Here is a 16396-nt window from a genome sequence, read left to right as displayed (position 1 = left end):
ATTTGAGATTTCGCCTATTAGCGAGTTTATAGAGAGATGTAGGGCATGGAATATAAGAAGAGAAAATGGCGCCGTCGACCTAATCGACGGCGCTATGTCTTTTGTATGATCCGTTGTTATTAGAGATGCTAAATAGAATTAAGGAATGCATCCGCTATTCTATGCATTTGCGCATCTGTCAAATAGGGGTGCATTGGGAGACTAAGAACTTCTGTAGCAAGCTTGTCTCCCACAGGCAATTTTGCAGTAGAGTCAAATACTGCAGGCTGTTTATTTAATGGGGTCGGATAGTGAATTGCTGTTGGAATTCCAAATCCACTCAGTTTCTTCTGTACTATCTCGCGATTTTCTAAACGGACTGTATATTGAGCATAGACGCTTTTGTTGTGAGGCTCTATATAAGGCGTGGTGGAAATAGGTAAAAGTTCTTCATATTTTTGCGCTATCTCATTTCGTTGCGCAATTTCCTTCTCAATGAGTTCAAGCTTTACAAGCAAAATAGCAGCTTGTATTGTATCGAGGCGACTATTGACTCCGACCCTTATATGATTGTAGCGACGATCTTGCCCATGACGAGAAATCTGCCGAAGAACTAATGCGAGTTCATCATTATTCGTAAAGATTGCGCCACCATCTCCATAGCATCCCAGGGGTTTGCTAGGGAAAAAGCTGGTGCATGCTATATCTGTCAGGTTGCACGATCTTTTCCCCTTGTAGGTTGCACCAAAGCTTTGTGCTGCATCCTCTATTACAGGGATTTTATACTTTCTTGCAATTTCATTGATAGTATCAAAGTCTGCGCACTGGCCATATAGTGATACTGGAATTATTGCTTTTGTACGAGAGGTAATTGCTGCTTCTAGAAGACGATGGTCGAGATTATAGGTATTTGGATCGACATCTACGTAAACAGGCTTGGCGCCCAACAGAGCGACGGTTTCGGCTGTGGCAATGTAGGTGAAACCTGGTGTAATGACTTCGTCTCCAGGCTTAATCCCTAGTGCCATCAGGGCAATTTGTAAGGCGTCGGTCCCATTAGCGCAAGTTATACAATGTTTTGCACCAGTGAATTGTGTGAGCTTTTCTTCTAGTTCATCCACTTCCGGGCCAAGAATATATTGACCATGAGCTAGAACACGCTGTATTACTATGTTGATTTTGTCTTTAATTTTTGTTTGTTGAGAGTGGAGATCAATGAGTTCGATCATTTCATAGTGCCAATATTAGTTAGAGTCCCATCGGATAGTTCATATCGCGAACCGGTATGAGGGCATGTTGCTGAGCCTATTCCCACCAGAGGCAGAGGTAGCCTCTCACCATACTCACTCATCCACCCGATATGCTGCGCGGGGACTCCAACCATTAAGGCATAATCGGGTACATCTTTGTTTACTACCGCTCCTGCGCCGACAAAAGCATATTTTCCAATTGTGATGCCACATACAATCGTGCAGTTGGCGCCCAAAGTAGCTCCTGTCTTCACCAATGTATCGCGGTATTGGTCCTTTCGATTGATTAGCGAACGAGGATTGTAAACGTTGGTAAAAACCATGCTGGGACCACAGAATACCCCTTCCTCAAGGATTATATTGTCGTATATCGATACATTATTTTGTATTTTGCAGTTATCACCGATAATTACTTTGTTTCCAATAAATACATTTTGACCGAGAGATACAGATTTTCCAATATTTGCGCCTGAGCATATATGGGTGAAGTGCCAGACTCTGGAGTCATTTCCGATTTTCGCACCTTCATCAACAATTGCGCTTTCGTGGCAATAATATTCCATACTGTATCTCTCGGGTTAGCTTCTTTGCAGATTTGGAAGGAAAGGGTGACCCTCCCCATTTTTAGGAGAAACCGCCGAAGCTGAGCGTATAGTTTCAACCGTTTCGATACAATGCCGAGCTGCTTCGAGGCCGTAACCTCTGCCAGCAAGAATTTCTTGATAGCTTACGGTATGTAAATCGGTAAAGCCTTCTGAGAACTCTAGCTCTTTACCATTCACGGTGATAGAGCGGAATGTGGGCTTTATGCCGCGGACATCGAGTGGAAGATCATTTTCATCAATAGAAAGGAACCAACGAACACGCGCTCGTTCATATTCCAAGTATCCAGCTGCTTTCTTCTCACTGGAATAATGGAGTAAATTGTGCTGAAGCTTCCCAAATATAAAGTGGAGCATGTCGTAAAAATGAACTCCTATATTGGTTGCCACTCCATAGGATTTCCGAGGGTCACCCTTCCAACTTTCCATATACCATTTGCCACGAGAGGTAATATAGGTGAGATCTACATCATATTTATTTTGTGATGTATCGCGGGCAATCATTTCTCTTAATTTTAAAATTTCGCTGTGATGCCGAAGTTGCAAAATATTATAAACGTGCTTCCCTGTTTCCCGCTCCACGAGTTCTAATTCATCTAGATCCCATGGAGTGGGTACTAGCGGCTTCTCACATATGGCATCACATCCTAAGCGTAAGGTGGATGTAATATGTGGCAGGTGAAGGTAGTTTGGTGAGCATATGGAGATATAATCTAGCTCCGCCGATGGGCAACGCTTCAATCTATGTGCATGATCTAAAAAACGTTCGAATTCCGTAAAAAATTCACTATGAGGAGAGATGCTATCGATTATTCCAACTGAATCATTTATGTCGTAAGCAGAAATTAATTTGTTATTTGTTTCTTTGATGGCACGCATATGCCGGGGGGCGATGTATCCAGCCGCGCCTATTAGAGAGAAGTTTGTCATTAAGATTTCCTTAACTAGGCTTTGATTACGTTGCTGGATGCGAGACGATATTTTCCACGGCTATCGATGATAAGATTGGAATTATTTTTAATCAGCTCATAATCAAATTTGTCATGATCAGTGGCTAGCACAACAGCATCAAAGCAACGCAGAGTTTCGATGTTTACGTCTTCGCTGATCAGGTCGAAATGGTGCTCGCGCATTTTCGGGAAAACAGGTACATGAGGGTCACTATATGAAATAACACCACCCTTTTGCTCTATAAGCTCCATGATTTCGACGGAGGGTGATTCACGCATATCGTCGACATTCTTTTTATATGCAATTCCAAGTACGAGAATTTTTGCGCCTTTTAACGGTTTTCCGATGCTGTTCAGCCCGTCTATAAGTTTTGCGACGACGTATTCTGGCATGGCACGATTAACTTCACCAGAAAGTTCGATAAAGCGTGTATGTAGGCCGAACTCCCGAGCCTTCCATGTTAAGTAGAATGGGTCAATTGGAATGCAATGTCCACCCAGCCCAGGGCCAGGGTAATAGGGAGTAAATCCAAAGGGTTTAGTTGAGGCGGCGTCAACTACTTCGAATATGTCTATCCCCATCCTATCTGCAACAATTTTCATTTCATTGACTAGGCCGATATTGACAGCTCGGTGAATGTTTTCCAAAAGTTTAGTCATTTCTGCTGCTTTGGTAGAGCTTACCGGTACAATCTTGTCAATGGCGCTGCTATATAATTTAATCCCGATTGATAGGCAGTTTTCGGTGTGGCCGCCAATTACCTTGGGTATCGTACGAGTTTCAAAGTTTGCATTGCCAGGGTCTTCGCGTTCTGGAGAGTAAACTAGGAATATGTCCTCTCCAACGGTGAGCCCGCTTTCCTGTAAACGAGGAAGAAGTTCTTCCTCGGTTGTACCAGGATAGGTCGTACTTTCGAGGGAAACTACATGACCTCGACGGATGTGATGCTTAAGAGAGTCGGTTGTGCCGACTACAAAGCTCATATCTGGTTCACGATATTTGTTCAGCGGGGTGGGAACGCAAAGAATAAGTGCGTCGCAATCTTTTGCTTTACTGAAATCAGTTGTTGCATTGAAGCCAGAGGCTCTGGCGTTTTGGATGCTTTCGCTAGAGATATGCTCTATATAGCTTCGTCCAGCGTTCAGCTCGGATACTTTGTTGTCGTCAATATCGATGCCGATAACCTTAAAGCCGATAGCGTTATAGCGAAGCATCAATGGAAGCCCGACGTAACCCAATCCGACAATTCCAATTATTGCTTCTTTTTGCTCTAGCTTTTGTGAGAGATTAATTAAAATTTTATTCATTAGTATGTTCCGAAGATGTGATTTGAGGCGGCAGAACAGCCACGCTTACGAAGCAATCTTCACTACAATGGACAGGAATGGATTGTTGCGAAGAGTGCGGTTTCAAAATTTAAAGGATAATTTACATGCGCCGCTTATAAGGGGTTCCGGCTCCACCTATATGCTGAATAAGGAGATTCTTTGCAGGTATAGATTTTTTGTCGCTGGCTGCGTTATATGGTTTGTGTTTTTGCACGCTACCGCCCTAGGATTTATCGTTTAATTCCCAAGACGTAATGAGTTAATTTTTAAATACTTTATTACCTACTTACCCAGCTTTTATCAGCCCTTGAACGGGGATGCTGATCTGTAACTCTCGATGGAGAATGTTCAATAAGATCAGTATTCGTTCTGCGCCATCCTTAGCTAGAAATACAGCTTCAATACCGTGAGTCCCAGCCCAGCTAATTTGAATTTTATCCCCGGCACACAAATTGGGTTTGTACGTTTTTCCCGACTGGCGGAAGCGTTCGACGATGTTCTTTGGAACCGCTAAGGGAGCTGCGCCAAAGCGCACGATCTGGCTGACACCGCGCGTGGAGCGAATTGGCATCCAGTTATCTAGGCAACTGTCTAGTTCAATGAATAAGTAGCCGGGAAACAATGGTTCATCTTGGTGAAGTCGCTGACCATGTTTAAGTTTTTCCACCTTATGCATTGGCAATAGACATTCGTAACCTTGCCGTTGCAGATGCTCAAGGGCGCGCAAATCTTGCTTGGGCCTGCACTGCACCAAGTACCAACGTTTTTCCGTTGTCGCCAGCATTAAATTCTCCTTTCAAAAGGACTGCTTTCACTAATCCTGAATTCCGGAGCGCTCGAAAGTCAGCTCTTGAAAAGTTGCAAGAGTGGCAAAGGGCCGCTTTACAAAGTTGTGGTTTTTTCAATTACCTTAGGATTTATCCGAGAGATATACGTATTGATAATTGCTATACGCACCGTTGCCGTAGTAATCCGAGGTGCGGCGTTCGACGCCATTGAAAATGGCGCCTTTGAGTTCGATGCCGTTCTGTTCAAAGCGTCGAATAGTCAGTTCAATTTCGCGTGGAGCGTTCTTGCCGAAGCGGGTGACGATTAGACTGGTGCCGGCCTGCCGGCCGACGATGGCTGCGTCGGTGACCGCGAGTAGGGGAGGAGTGTCCAGGATCACCAGATCGAATTCGGAGCTGGCCCGTTCGAGCAAGTCGGTAAAGTTGGGGTGCATCAGCAGTTCGGATGGGTTCGGCGGGATCTGGCCGCGAGAGATGAAGCTGAGGTTCCCCACTTTTGTAGGCTTCAGTGCCTGGTCGAAGGAACAACGTTGGATGAGCAGGTCGGATAGACCGTTCTTGTCATCGGTGCCGAAGACCTTGTGTAGATAACCCTTACGCATGTCGACGTCGATCAGCAGTACGCGTTGGCCGGCCTGAGCAATCACGGCGGCCAGGTTGGCGCTGACGAAGGATTTTCCGACGGCGGGGCTTGGGCCGGAGATCATCAAGCGATTGTCGCCCGACTCCAGCATGGCAAAGTGCAAGCTAGTGCGCAGGCTGCGCAGAGACTCGACGGCAAGGTCGGTTGGGTGGCTGGTTGCCAGCAAAGGGGCCGGATTGATAGCGACCTTACCCTTGCGGCTGTTCTTATTGCGCTGATCTTCTTCCGATTTTTGCAGTTCGCTGTGCGGAATGGATGCATAGACCGGCAGCCCGAGCTGTTCTATCGCTGCGGGGTTCTCTATGCCGCGATTGAGTGCCTTGCGCAACAGCACCAATGCGATGGCAAAGAACAGGCCGATCAGGGTGGCAATGGCAACGATCAGCGGCTTTTTCGGTTTTACCGGCTTGGTGATGTCGACATCGGCCGGGTCGATGACACGTACGTTACCTACGGCGCCAGCACGCATGACGTCCAGTTCCTGGGCCTTGTTCAGCATCTGGGTATAGATGGCGGTGCTGACCTGCACGTCGCGGGTCAGGCGCAGCAGGTCCTGTTGGGTTTCCGGCAGCGCCTCTACACGCTTGGAGAGTCCAGCCTGCTTGCTGCTCAGCTCGCCGATCTGCCGCATCAGGGCTTGATAGGCGGGGTGCTGGTGGGTGAACTTCTGATCCATCTCCGCTTGTTGCAGCTTCAGTTGGGAAATGTTGGTGTCCAGCGCGACGATCTGGTCCAACAGTGCCTTGGTTTCCAGGCTGATGTCTGCCGACTTGGCACGGGACTGATAACTGCTCAGGGCGTTTTCGGATTGCTCCAGGTCTTTGCGTACTGATGGCAGTTGGCCGCGCAGGAATTCCAGGCTGGAAGCAGCTTCGGCCGAGGCGCGCTCGACGTTCTGCAGCACATACTGCTGGCTGATGGCGTTCAGGGTTGCGAGCGCTTGGTCGGGCTGTGCGTCATCCAGAGACAGGGTGATGATGCCGGATTCCTTGCCGGTTTCGCTGACATTGAGCTTGTCTTGATAGTCGAGGATGGCGCTCAGCCGCCGTTCGCGGATCACGGTGAAGCGCGTGCCGGGGTTGGCGGCGAGGGCTTCAACCTGCACCTTTACGCCGTTGTGATCTGCGGGCTGGCCGGCACTGCCTTCGACCAGCAGATTGTCGTCATCGTCGAATAGCGTGAAGCGGCCATGCTCACCGGCGATCAGGGTCAGTTTCTTTTCCAACAGTGCATTGGGCACGTCGAGCTGGAAGATTTTCAGCGTCTCGCCGCCCCAGGCGAAGCGGCTCATGCCCAGCGCCGGCGGCGCGATGTCGCCAGGCTGGTCTGGGCTGTAGTGGCGACTGAGGAAATTGCCGACCACCGGGAAGCGAGACGGCTGGATATCGATATCCAGCTTGAGCGCATCCACGGCCTTGCCGATAACGCTGCGCGAGGTCAGCAACTGAATTTCGGTGACAGCCTGGGATTGCGCGCCCAGCAGATCGCTCATGTCCGACAAGCCCGGAATGCCCGGCTTCTTCTGCTCCACCTGAATGGTGGCGGTAGCGCGGTAGACCGGTGCGGCGAGGATGGCGTAGGCGGCGCCTGCGACCATGAAGCCTGCGGTGATCCCGGCGATCAGCCATTTGTGATCGAGCAGGGTGCCGAACAGGGCAAGGAGGTCGATTTCGTCGTCGTCGGTGACGGCCGGCGTCATGGCGGGCGCTTGAGCGTATTGCATAAGGGGCTTCTTGAAGAGTTCAGCGTTGAGGTTGAAGGCGTCGGGACCAGGCGTCTGCGCCTTCCTCGATCAGGGCATAGGCATGCTCGAAGGCGGCCTGCCCTTGGCGATACGGGTCGGGGATTTCGCGGTCGTGCTGCCATTTGCCGAGCAGGAAGCTCTTGCCGCGCGATTCGGGGAACTGGCGGAAGAGGTCCTGCAGGTGGCGCTGTTCCATGGTCAGAACGAGATCCGCGGCCTGCAGCAGTTCCGCCGTCAGTTGGCGAGCCTGATGCTCGTGCGGCTGCTGGCCATGACGCTGCAGGGTGGCGAAGGCGTGGGGTTCGATGGGGTGGCCGACCACGGCGGTGAGGCCGGCGGAGCTGACACGGATGTCTGCGCCAGCCAGGTGGCGCCGGAGCAGATGCTCTGCTGTCGGGCTGCGGCAGATGTTGCCTGCGCAGATAACCAGGACGTTTTTGAACACGCTGACCACCGCTGCTTCGATTGATCGCTACCTATGGGCCGCGAAAATTAAGCTGCGTGTGCAGGTGATTCAATGCGCTTTCCGGCCCTTTTCCGGGTTTAAGAATTTTCCCAGGCGGGATAAAGGGAATACCTCCGGCAGGCTGGTATGAGTGGACAATTCTGGTGGCGCAACGCCGCCCTGATCGCCCTTCCTATAGGGTGGGTGCGGTGATCAGGGATCTGCTGTTGAGTAGGACTTGAGCAAGCGAAAAGCCTGCTTGATCAAGAGGCTGGCTTCTCATCGGAGGCGGGGAGACGTGAGGAGCTCAGACCTGTCCTGAAAGACAGGCCTGGGCATCAACCTGCTGCGAGCTGGCGGGCGGAGTGGGGCGGGTTGAAGCGGGCGTAGAGGCTTTCCAGCGATGACTGCAGGTGTTCGCCGCTATGAAGGGCCTGGATGCTGCGGCTGTTGCGAGACAGATCGGCCCGCACGTTCGGATCGCCGCTGGCGAAGGCGAGGACTTGTCGTTTGGCCTCGGCTAGATCCTGCACCGTGGACAAGCCTTCGGCGACGAAAGGCCCGATGCGTCGAAGTGCGATGGGTAGGTCGAGTTTTGCCGCTTCCAGCACCGAGATCGGGAAGCCGTCCCAGGCGGCGGTGTGGAAGTACAGGTCCAGCCCTTTCATATGCGCGATGACTTCACCGCGCGGGCGCCAGCCGGTGACCTCGATGCCGGCGTCGACCATGTCCGCCATGGCCTGAGCATCGCCGCCTCCGATCCACTTGAAGTGCGCAACGTCTGCACAGCTCTGCGCCAGCGCGCGGAAGTAATCATGACCTTTCTGCCGGCTGATGCGCCCGACCATGCCCACCACCGGCTTGTGAGTAAGGCTGCGCACTGGAGGAACTTCCGGCAGTTCATCACAGACGTTGACCAACCCCAGCGTATGCCCGGGTTCGATCAGTTCGCCGGCAATGAGTTGTTCGTCCAGGCCGCAACCGGCGATGACCGCGGTGCGTTTTGCCAGCAGCGATTCGATGGCGCGGTAGGCCTTGAGCATCAGCGGATGGTCGCCACGCAGGAAAGCGAAGCCGTGAGGGGTATAGACGATCTTCTGCGTGGGGATGAAGGGTAGGGCCCGGATCAGCGCGCCGGCGTAGGTGCTGTGCAGGTGGATGACGTCCGGTTGCACGCGGTCAATGTACGGCTTCACTCGCGCCAGGCTGGAGAGCCGACGGGGCACCAGCTCGATGTCCTTGAACAGGCCCTGGGTTTCCTCGCCGGTGGTGTCGCCCTTGCGCACCGAGGCTAGCAGGTAGTGCTCATGCTGCTGCGAGTTGAGGATGTAGGAGTTGATGGCCGAGGTGACGCCGCCGCCGAAGGACTCGGTGATGTGCAGGATCTTCATAAAGCGATGTAGGCCCCTGGAAAATTACGTGTCGTAACTGGGAGACCAAACAGCCAAATATGGTCGTGCTGGGCTAAAGCGTAGCCTTTTTCACCATCGCTTTGTAAGGATTTCTGACGCTTTTTTCTGAGGGAAAGCTTTTCGTCAAATTATCGGCGAATTCGCAGGCGTTCGCCCCACGGCGCGACCGCGGACTCGATGAGTGCGTAGGCGCGCTCGAAGGCTTGCGGCCCTTTGCGATAGGGGTCGGGAATCTCCTGATCGCTCTGCCATTTGCCCAGCAGGAAGGTTTTGCCGCGTGCTTCGGGGGCAAGGCGGATGACGCTCTGGATCTGCGAGTGCTCCATGACCAGGATGAGGTTGGCTTCGTGCACCAGTTCGGCGGTGACCTGCCGGGCGCGATGCGGGTGGGGCTGCTGGCCGTGCTGGCGGAGGATGGCGAGGGCGGTGCTGTCGATGGGGTGGCCGACCAGTGCGCTGAGCCCGGCGGAGCCGACCGCGATATCAGTGCCTTGCAGGGATTCGCGCAGCAGGTGTTCGGCGGTGGGGCTGCGGCAGATGTTGCCGACACAGACGATCAGAATCCTGTTGAACACGGGAAGCGTCCCTGACCGCGACCGAGGTAGATCGTCAGAAATCTATCGGTCGCGGTGCGCAGGCGTCAAGCTGCTGGCAGGGCGGCGAAGTTTAGCCCGGGTTGGCGGGCGGCTGTTCGGCCGGGGCGCTGTCTTCCTGGGCTGGACGCTCCAGCGCGACCTGGCGGATGGACAGGCGAATCTCCGCCGGCAGCACGCGCTTGGCGGCGCCTTCGGCGAGTTCCCCGAGCAGCTCGTGGTAGCTCAGCTTCCCGTGCTCGTCCTTGCGCAGCACGCCTTCGTCCAGCAGGGTCTGGATGAAGTGGCGGAACAGGCTCTTGTCGAAGAACTCGGGGGCGTTCAGGCCGTGCAGGACGGACACGCGCTGGGCCATGACGGTGCAGAGGTTTTCCAGCTCTTCGGCGGTGAGTTGCTTCTGTCCGGCGTTGAGCACCAGCGCGATGGACATGTAGAAGCGCTGCAGCGTCTGGGCGATGGCGCGGGCCAGCAGGGTCAGCAGCACGTACTGGCGCGAGCTGGGCGGCGGGCGGATGAAGGTGTCGTTCTCCTGCTTGAGCAATTCGCTCGCGACCATCGCCTGCAGCCACTGGTCGACCACGGCGTCCAGCTCGTCCAGGCTCCAGCGGATGAACAGCTCCGCCTGCAGGTACGGGTACAGAGCGCGGGTGTAGCGCAGCAGTTGCTCGCGGCTGATCCGCCCGCTGTTCTGGAAGAAGCTGGCGATCAGCGCCGGCAGCGCGAAGATATGCAGCACGTTGTTGCGGTAGTAGGTCATCAGCACCGCGTTCTGCTCGTCGAGGTAGCAGATGCGGCCGAGGGCGTCCTTCTGCTCGCTGAGCAGGTTCATGCTCTTGACGTACTCGATCAGTTGCTGGCCGTCCCCCTCGGGCAACGTGGCGCTCGGCGAGTACGGGACCTTGCGCAGCAGGTCGAGGTAGAGGTCGATCACCCGCGCCAGGGCGGTTTCGTCCAGGGCCAGGCGGGTGGTGGACAGCAGCGCCAGGGCCACCAGGTTCACCGGGTTGATCGCCGCGGCGTCGTTGAGGTGACGGGCGACGTCGCGGGCCAGGTGGTGGGTGGTGTCGGACAGCCAGGCCGGGCGGTATTCCGGGCCCAGTTCCTGCTCGCGCCAGTCGGGTTGCTGCTGGTCGAGGAACTGCTCGAGGTGGATCGGCTCGCCGAAGTTCACCCATACCTGGCCGAAGCGTTGCCTCAGCGCGCCGATGACCTTGAAGATGTCGAAGATCGACTCTTTCTTCTTCGCCGCGCCGCGCAGCTCACCCAGGTAGGTGCGGCCTTCGAGCACGCGCTCGTAGCCGATGTACACGGGAACGAAGACGATGGGCCGGCGCGAGTCGCGCAGGAAGCTGCGCAGGGTGATCGCCAGCATGCCGGTACGCGGGTGCAGCATGCGCCCGGTGCGGGAACGGCCGCCTTCCACGAAGTACTCGGTGGAGAAGCCGCGGCTGAACAAGGTGTGCAGGTATTCGTTGAACACCGCGGTGTACAGCTGGTTGCCCTTGAAGCTGCGGCGCATGAAGAACGCACCGCCACGGCGCAGGATCGACCCCACCACCGGCATGTTGAGGTTGATGCCGGCAGCGATGTGCGGCGGGGTCAGGCCGTTGCGGAACAGCAGGTAGGACAGCAGCAGGTAGTCGATGTGGCTGCGGTGGCAAGGCACGTAGACGATCTCGTGGCCCTGGGCGACGTCCTGCACGCGTTCGATGTGGTTGACCTTCACGCCCTCGTAGAGCTTGTTCCAGAACCAGGTCAGCGTCACCTCGAGGAAGCGGATCACCGGATAGGAGACGTCGGCGGCGATCTCATTGGCATAGCGCAGGGCGAGCGCCTCGGCTTTTTCCTGGGAGATCTTCTGGGTGTCGCACTCTTCCTGGATCGCCTGGCGCACCAGCGGCGCGCGTAGCAGGCCCTTCACCAGCGTGCGGCGGTGGGAAAGGTCCGGGCCGATCACCGCGGTCTTCTGGTTGCGGAAGTGCACCCGCAGGATGCGCTGGACCATGCGCAGGGTGCGCTCGTGGCCCTTGCCCTGTTCCACCAGCTCGCGCAGGTGGATCGGCGCGGAGAACTGCACGCGCGTCTTGCGGCCGAGAATGAGGATGCGCGCCAGTTTGCGCAGGCGCCCGGTCACCGCCCAGTTATCCGCGAACAGCAGCTTCCAGGCGCTCTTCTCGCTGTCCGGGGATTGGCCCCAGAACACGCTCACGGGGACGATCTGCGCATCATCGATGCCGTTCTGGCCGATGGCGCCGAGCATGCGCACCAGCGCCGGCGGCGCGCCGCGTTTGTCCTGGCGGCCGAGCCAGTCGGGCTCCGGCGTCAGGTAGAAGAAGGCGGCAGGCTCGATGGATTCCCCCACAGCCACCGGCATCACCGGGCGCGGCAGGCCGGCCTTGCGGCATTCGGTGTCGACCACGGCGAGGTCGCTCACCGAGGGCTGCTGCAGAACGTAGAGGACCGGTTTGCTGCGGTCGATCTTCAGGCTGAAGGCCGACTGGTTGATGGTTTCCGAGCGCACCCAGAGGTACAGCAGGCGGCGCAGGGCACCAAAACCGAAGCGGCGGAACGGGTAACGAGGCATACAGGCCCTATGGCTGGCAGGTGTAAAACGAGCGATTGCTCAGGCCGGCTAGTTTGCCGGATTAGGCCCTCGCCAGCAAAGCGACGCGCGCTTGGTCGGCAAGGGCGGACGCCCCGTGGGCAGCGGCTATCCTGCCATTTAGGGGATGACATTCAGTGGAGGTTCCGCGATGCGTACATTCACCTGGGGATGTCTGCTCGCCGTGGCGGTTGTGCTGCCGGTCGCTGCGCAGACCGTTACCCCGCTCAAAGGACAGAGCAGCCAGCAGATGCAGCAGGACATGGCCGAGTGCAACAGCGTTGCCGCCAATGCCGCGAGCAGCGCCACCAGCAGTTCCGACCCGCATGTCGGTGGGCGCGTTCGTGGCGCCGCGCGGGGCGCGGCGGCCGGAGCCGTGGCCGCCGAGGTGCGTGGCCAGCGCCATGACGAGGTGTACGACCGCGCCAGCGACGATGCCAAGCAGGCGTACCGGCAGAATCGCGCCGGTGACGTGGCGGCGGCCGGGGCTGTGGTCGGTGCTTCGCGTCAGCGCCAGGATCGTCGGGAAGATCGCCGCACGCAGAATGAAGCGCAGAGTTCCGCCAGTGCCAGCGCCTACAGCGGTTGTCTGCAGGGACGCGGTTATCAGGTCAGCCCCTGAGCGGCGACGTTCGTTGCTGGTGCAACCGCTCCACGCCGATTCGCGGATCTCAGCCCGGCTGCGGCGATTATCCAGCGATGCGAGGGAATATGCTGACGTGCAGATTCAGCAGATAAATGATCGTGCCTATTGTCGCCGCATGAAGCGCAAGGCGCATTCTCACTGCGTCTGAAAGACATTTCCGCAGAATTGCCGAAAACACCCGGGCGGGGACGAAACTACCCGCCATAAATGTCTGAAAGTGGGAAGAAGTCCACGTTCGAAACACTTTCGTTACGCAGGGTAACGAGCACCAAAATGGCTCTGCAGGCCCCGAAAAATGGCACTTTGGCCGGATTGGTCATAGGGGCGCGGAGTGGATGAAAAAGTGCTTTTCAGCTGTAACTTTTGATTTATATACTCGGGAGCGCTGTCGCCCTTGGGCGTTATTCGAATTACCTTCCTACGTGCCATTCGGTCCGGGTTGGATGATAAGGAAAGCGTTCAGCCGGCGACTGCCGAAGTCCTCATTCCCGGGGGCCATCCAAAAATAATAGGCAAGTTGGAGAGTGTGGTAATGGCTGATCGTGAGGTCGGAACCGTCAAGTGGTTCAATGACGCCAAAGGTTATGGATTCATTCAACGCGATAGCGGTCCGGACGTTTTCGTTCACTACCGTGCCATTCGTGGCGATGGTCACCGCTCCCTGGTCGAAGGCCAGAAAGTGGAGTTCTCGGTGATCCAGGGTCAGAAAGGCCTCCAGGCGGAAGACGTCGCCAAGGTCTGAGCCCCCGAAAGCACAAAGGCCCGTCCAATGGACGGGCCTTTGTTTTTGCGGCCTGCGCAGGTGACGGCTTCAGCCCGTGCGCCAGGTGATTTCCTCGACGCCCGCGGCGGTCACCTTCAGCCAGCGGTCCGCGTCCTCTTCGCCCTGATCCTCGCTCCAGCTGCCCGGCGCGCAGCGCACTTCCACGTCCAGCGCGGCGCAGGCGTCACGGGCGCAGGCGACGTCGTCGTCCCATGGGGTCTGGTCGCTGTCCAGGAAGAGGCTGTGCCACTTGCCCACGGCCTTGGGCAGCCAGGTGGCGGGAACGCTGCCGGCGGTGCATTTGAAGGTCTCGCCCTGGGCGCGCCATTCGGAGCAGGGGCCAAGGGCCTTTTCCAGCCAGGCGCCGACGGCGGCCTGGTCGGCATCCTTGATGTAGATCTCGATATCCGGTTGGCGCATGGCGTCCTCGTCAGGGTTCTTGGCGTTCCAGCCAATCGTAGCGTACCGCGACCGTCACCTCGAAGGGCTCGGCGAGGATGCGCTCGCGCCGCTCGGGGTTGACCCGCCAGCCGTGGGGCGTCATCGCCAGCAGGTGCTCGCGCGCTTCGCGGGTGTGCAGCGGGAGCGTGAAGCTCAGTTGTTCGGTATGCGCCAGCTTGAGCTCTTCGGGCAGGTCGGCGAGGTGCTTGTCCTCGACGTACTCGCGAACTTCGTCGTACAGACGCTGGCGCAGCTCCAGCAGGTGATCGCGCGCCGGGCCCAGGCGCAGCACGCCGCCGCCAGGCGTTAGCAGGCGCGCGGCTTCCTTCCAGTCGATCGGGCTGAACACGCTGGCGAGCAATTGGCAGGAGGCGTCGGCCAGCGGCACGCGGGCCATGCTGGCGACCATCCAGGTCAGTTGCGGGGCGCGTTTGCAGGCGCGTTTGACGGCCTCGCGGGAGATATCCAGCGCATAGCCGTCGGCCTGTGGCAGGGCTTCACCCAGCTGCGCGGTGTAGTAGCCCTCGCCGCACCCGATATCCAGCCAGCGGCTGGGAGCGCGCTCGGCGGCGAGTTCGGCCAGGCGCCTGGCCAGCGGCGCATAGTGCCCGGCGCCGAGGAAGTGCCGGCGCGCCTCGACCATGGCGGCGTTGTCGCCCGGGTCGAGACTCTTCTTGTGCTGCACCGGCAGCAGGTTCAGGTAGCCCTGGCGGGCGCGGTCGAAGCGGTGGCCGGCGGGGCAGGCGACGCCATTGTCGACTGCGGTCAGTGCCTCTCGGCACAGCGGGCAGATCAGCATCCCTTCTTCCCTTGCGGCGGCACCAGCGGCTGCGGCAGGTCGTTGCGCAGCACGGTGGGCAACGAGCGGCGGCGCTGGGCGATCTGGTACACGCGCAGCGAATAGCGACGCTCGGCGGCAGGCGCGGGCGGCGGGGTGTCGGGCTGTACGGCGCCCAGGCAGAAGCCTTTGTTCGGTCCAGTCATGCCAGCAGTCGCACCAGGGTCTGGTAGTAGATTTCGGTCAGCACATCGAGGTCGCTGGCCAGCACGCGCTCGTCCACCTGGTGAATGGTGGCGTTCACCGGGCCGAGCTCGACCACCTGGGTGCCCATGGTGGCGATGAAGCGGCCGTCGGACGTACCGCCGGAGGTCGACGGCGTGGTCTCGCGGCCAGTGACGGCGCGGATCGCTGCGGCCACGCCATCGAGCAGCTCGCCCGGCTGGGTGAGGAAGGGCAGGCCGGACAGCGCCCAGACGATGTGCCAATCCAGGCCGTGCTTGTCGAGGATGGCCGCGACGCGCTGCTGCAGACCTTCCACGGTGGATTCGGTGGAGAAGCGGAAGTTGAAGACGACTTTCAGCTCGCCGGGGATGACGTTGGTCGCGCCGGTGCCGCCGTTGATGTTGGAGATCTGGAAACTGGTCGGCGGGAAGTAGTCGTTGCCGTTGTCCCAGTGCTCGGCGGCGAGCTCCGCCAGGGCCGGGGCGGCCAGGTGGATCGGGTTCTTCGCCAGGTGCGGGTAGGCCACATGACCCTGCTTGCCGCGGACGGTGAGGGTGGCGCCGAGGGAGCCACGGCGACCGTTCTTGACGATGTCACCCACCAGGGTGGTGCTCGACGGCTCGCCGACGATGCACCAGTCCAGGCGCTCGTTGCGCGCCTTCAGGCGCTCGACCACGGCCTTGGTGCCGTGATGGGCCGGGCCTTCCTCGTCGCTGGTGATCAGGTAGGCGATGCTGCCGCGGTGGTCCGGGTGGTCGGCGACGAAGCGCTCGGTGGCGATGATCATCGACGCCAGGCTGCCTTTCATGTCCGCCGCGCCGCGCCCGCAGAGCATGCCGTCGGCATCGATCAGGGCGTCGAACGGCTGGTGCTGCCAGGCCTGCTCGGGGCCGGTCGGCACCACGTCGGTGTGGCCGGCGAAGCACAGCACCGGGCCGTTGGCGCCGTCGCGGCCCTGGCGCAGGGCCCAGAAATTATCTACGTCCTCGATGCGCATGGGCTCCAGGGCGAAGCCGCAGGCGCCCAGGCGCTGCATCATCAGCTGTTGGCAGTCGGCATCGACCGGTGTGACGGAGGGACGGCGAATCAGCTCGCAGGCGAGGGACAGTGTCGGCGAGAGGGACATGAGGGGCATCCTGGGGGCGGAACGGAAAAAGGCGCCCATCTTAAAGCAAAAACGCCGGCGAATGGCCGGCGTTCTTGGGA

16 protein-coding genes are annotated in these 16396 nt (G+C 57.7%); 2 read left to right on the top strand and 14 right to left on the bottom strand.

Features of this window, described 5'->3' with window-relative positions; all coding sequences use genetic code 11:
• Positions 1 to 128 precede the first annotated feature (128 nt).
• The 10 genes from N0B71_RS00870 to plsB all read right to left on the bottom strand — a co-directional run bounded on the left by N0B71_RS00870 (position 129) and on the right by plsB (position 12319).
• Positions 129 to 1208 carry a DegT/DnrJ/EryC1/StrS family aminotransferase gene (locus N0B71_RS00870; RefSeq protein ID WP_259756632.1) on the bottom strand — a complete coding sequence of 360 codons (1080 nt, stop codon included), beginning with the start codon at positions 1206 to 1208 and terminating at the stop codon, positions 129 to 131.
• Positions 1205 to 1792, bottom strand: coding sequence for an acyltransferase (locus N0B71_RS00865; RefSeq protein ID WP_259756631.1), 588 nt, complete (start codon positions 1790 to 1792; stop codon positions 1205 to 1207). Before N0B71_RS00865 ends, N0B71_RS00870 begins: the two co-directional genes overlap by 4 nt.
• Positions 1793 to 1807: 15 nt before the next feature.
• Positions 1808 to 2761 (bottom strand): Gfo/Idh/MocA family oxidoreductase, encoded by a 954-nt coding sequence (locus N0B71_RS00860; protein WP_259756630.1) that lies wholly within the window; start codon positions 2759 to 2761, stop codon positions 1808 to 1810.
• A gap of 14 nt (positions 2762 to 2775) precedes the next feature.
• Entirely contained in the window at positions 2776 to 4089 is a 1314-nt protein-coding gene (locus N0B71_RS00855) for a nucleotide sugar dehydrogenase (protein WP_259756628.1), read from the bottom strand.
• Between the two features lie 307 nt (positions 4090 to 4396).
• Complete coding sequence (rfaH, locus tag N0B71_RS00850; protein ID WP_259756627.1) at positions 4397 to 4894, bottom strand: transcription/translation regulatory transformer protein RfaH; 498 nt, start codon at positions 4892 to 4894, stop codon at positions 4397 to 4399.
• Between the two features lie 126 nt (positions 4895 to 5020).
• The gene (locus tag N0B71_RS00845) at positions 5021 to 7264 is read right to left on the bottom strand and encodes a polysaccharide biosynthesis tyrosine autokinase (protein WP_259756626.1); all 2244 of its coding nucleotides are present in this window, start codon (positions 7262 to 7264) and stop codon (positions 5021 to 5023) included.
• A 19-nt stretch (positions 7265 to 7283) separates the two neighbouring features.
• Positions 7284 to 7730: a low molecular weight protein-tyrosine-phosphatase gene (locus N0B71_RS00840; protein WP_259756625.1), complete on the bottom strand. Its 447-nt coding sequence runs from the start codon at positions 7728 to 7730 to the stop codon at positions 7284 to 7286.
• 338 nt (positions 7731 to 8068) lie between these two features.
• Positions 8069 to 9121 carry a glycosyltransferase family 4 protein gene (locus tag N0B71_RS00835; protein ID WP_259756624.1) on the bottom strand — a complete coding sequence of 351 codons (1053 nt, stop codon included), beginning with the start codon at positions 9119 to 9121 and terminating at the stop codon, positions 8069 to 8071.
• 149 nt (positions 9122 to 9270) lie between these two features.
• Positions 9271 to 9717: a low molecular weight protein-tyrosine-phosphatase gene (locus tag N0B71_RS00830; RefSeq protein ID WP_259756622.1), complete on the bottom strand. Its 447-nt coding sequence runs from the start codon at positions 9715 to 9717 to the stop codon at positions 9271 to 9273.
• Positions 9718 to 9808: 91 nt separating this feature from the next.
• Positions 9809 to 12319 (bottom strand): glycerol-3-phosphate 1-O-acyltransferase PlsB, encoded by a 2511-nt coding sequence (gene plsB / locus N0B71_RS00825; RefSeq protein ID WP_259756620.1) that lies wholly within the window; start codon positions 12317 to 12319, stop codon positions 9809 to 9811.
• A gap of 169 nt (positions 12320 to 12488) precedes the next feature.
• Between plsB and N0B71_RS00820 the strand changes: the two genes are divergently transcribed.
• Both N0B71_RS00820 and N0B71_RS00815 read left to right on the top strand, forming a co-directional pair.
• Positions 12489 to 12959, top strand: coding sequence for a YMGG-like glycine zipper-containing protein (locus N0B71_RS00820; protein WP_259756619.1), 471 nt, complete (start codon positions 12489 to 12491; stop codon positions 12957 to 12959).
• A 556-nt stretch (positions 12960 to 13515) separates the two neighbouring features.
• Positions 13516 to 13725 (top strand): cold-shock protein, encoded by a 210-nt coding sequence (locus tag N0B71_RS00815; protein ID WP_015476243.1) that lies wholly within the window; start codon positions 13516 to 13518, stop codon positions 13723 to 13725.
• Between the two features lie 69 nt (positions 13726 to 13794).
• Here N0B71_RS00815 and N0B71_RS00810 read toward each other — a convergent pair whose 3' ends face one another.
• Genes N0B71_RS00810 through dapE form a run of 4 tightly spaced genes read right to left on the bottom strand, consistent with a single transcriptional unit; the run spans position 13795 to position 16325 of the window.
• Positions 13795 to 14166 (bottom strand): hypothetical protein, encoded by a 372-nt coding sequence (locus tag N0B71_RS00810; protein ID WP_259756616.1) that lies wholly within the window; start codon positions 14164 to 14166, stop codon positions 13795 to 13797.
• A gap of 10 nt (positions 14167 to 14176) precedes the next feature.
• Positions 14177 to 14986 (bottom strand): putative RNA methyltransferase, encoded by an 810-nt coding sequence (locus tag N0B71_RS00805; RefSeq protein ID WP_259756615.1) that lies wholly within the window; start codon positions 14984 to 14986, stop codon positions 14177 to 14179.
• The gene (locus N0B71_RS00800; protein ID WP_259756614.1) at positions 14980 to 15171 is read right to left on the bottom strand and encodes a hypothetical protein; all 192 of its coding nucleotides are present in this window, start codon (positions 15169 to 15171) and stop codon (positions 14980 to 14982) included. The genes N0B71_RS00805 and N0B71_RS00800 overlap by 7 nt, the downstream gene beginning before the upstream one ends.
• Positions 15168 to 16325, bottom strand: a complete 1158-nt coding sequence (gene dapE / locus N0B71_RS00795; RefSeq protein WP_259756612.1) for a succinyl-diaminopimelate desuccinylase — start codon at positions 16323 to 16325, stop codon at positions 15168 to 15170. The genes N0B71_RS00800 and dapE overlap by 4 nt, the downstream gene beginning before the upstream one ends.
• Between the last annotated feature and the right edge of the window lie 71 nt (positions 16326 to 16396).

This window comes from Pseudomonas sp. GCEP-101 (assembly GCF_025133575.1).
In the GTDB taxonomy this organism is placed as follows: domain Bacteria; phylum Pseudomonadota; class Gammaproteobacteria; order Pseudomonadales; family Pseudomonadaceae; genus Pseudomonas; species Pseudomonas nitroreducens_B.
The sequence above is the reverse complement of the archived record's forward strand: the minus strand, read 5'-3'. Positions and strand labels throughout refer to the sequence as shown.

Bases quoted from the DNA above. Each gene is read 5' to 3' on its own strand.
- N0B71_RS00865 (WP_259756631.1), bottom strand. From the start codon at position 1,792: ATGGAATATTATTGCCACGAAAGCGCAATTGTTGATGAAGGTGCGAAA.
- dapE (WP_259756612.1), bottom strand. From the start codon at position 16,325: ATGCCCCTCATGTCCCTCTCGCCGACACTGTCCCTCGCCTGCGAGCTG.
- N0B71_RS00855 (WP_259756628.1), bottom strand. From the start codon at position 4,089: ATGAATAAAATTTTAATTAATCTCTCACAAAAGCTAGAGCAAAAAGAA.
- rfaH (WP_259756627.1), bottom strand. From the start codon at position 4,894: ATGCTGGCGACAACGGAAAAACGTTGGTACTTGGTGCAGTGCAGGCCC.
- N0B71_RS00815 (WP_015476243.1), top strand. From the start codon at position 13,516: ATGGCTGATCGTGAGGTCGGAACCGTCAAGTGGTTCAATGACGCCAAA.
- N0B71_RS00860 (WP_259756630.1), bottom strand. From the start codon at position 2,761: ATGACAAACTTCTCTCTAATAGGCGCGGCTGGATACATCGCCCCCCGG.
- N0B71_RS00845 (WP_259756626.1), bottom strand. From the start codon at position 7,264: ATGCAATACGCTCAAGCGCCCGCCATGACGCCGGCCGTCACCGACGAC.
- N0B71_RS00810 (WP_259756616.1), bottom strand. From the start codon at position 14,166: ATGCGCCAACCGGATATCGAGATCTACATCAAGGATGCCGACCAGGCC.
- N0B71_RS00805 (WP_259756615.1), bottom strand. From the start codon at position 14,986: ATGCTGATCTGCCCGCTGTGCCGAGAGGCACTGACCGCAGTCGACAAT.
- N0B71_RS00835 (WP_259756624.1), bottom strand. From the start codon at position 9,121: ATGAAGATCCTGCACATCACCGAGTCCTTCGGCGGCGGCGTCACCTCG.
- plsB (WP_259756620.1), bottom strand. From the start codon at position 12,319: ATGCCTCGTTACCCGTTCCGCCGCTTCGGTTTTGGTGCCCTGCGCCGC.
- N0B71_RS00800 (WP_259756614.1), bottom strand. From the start codon at position 15,171: ATGACTGGACCGAACAAAGGCTTCTGCCTGGGCGCCGTACAGCCCGAC.
- N0B71_RS00870 (WP_259756632.1), bottom strand. From the start codon at position 1,208: ATGATCGAACTCATTGATCTCCACTCTCAACAAACAAAAATTAAAGAC.
- N0B71_RS00820 (WP_259756619.1), top strand. From the start codon at position 12,489: ATGCGTACATTCACCTGGGGATGTCTGCTCGCCGTGGCGGTTGTGCTG.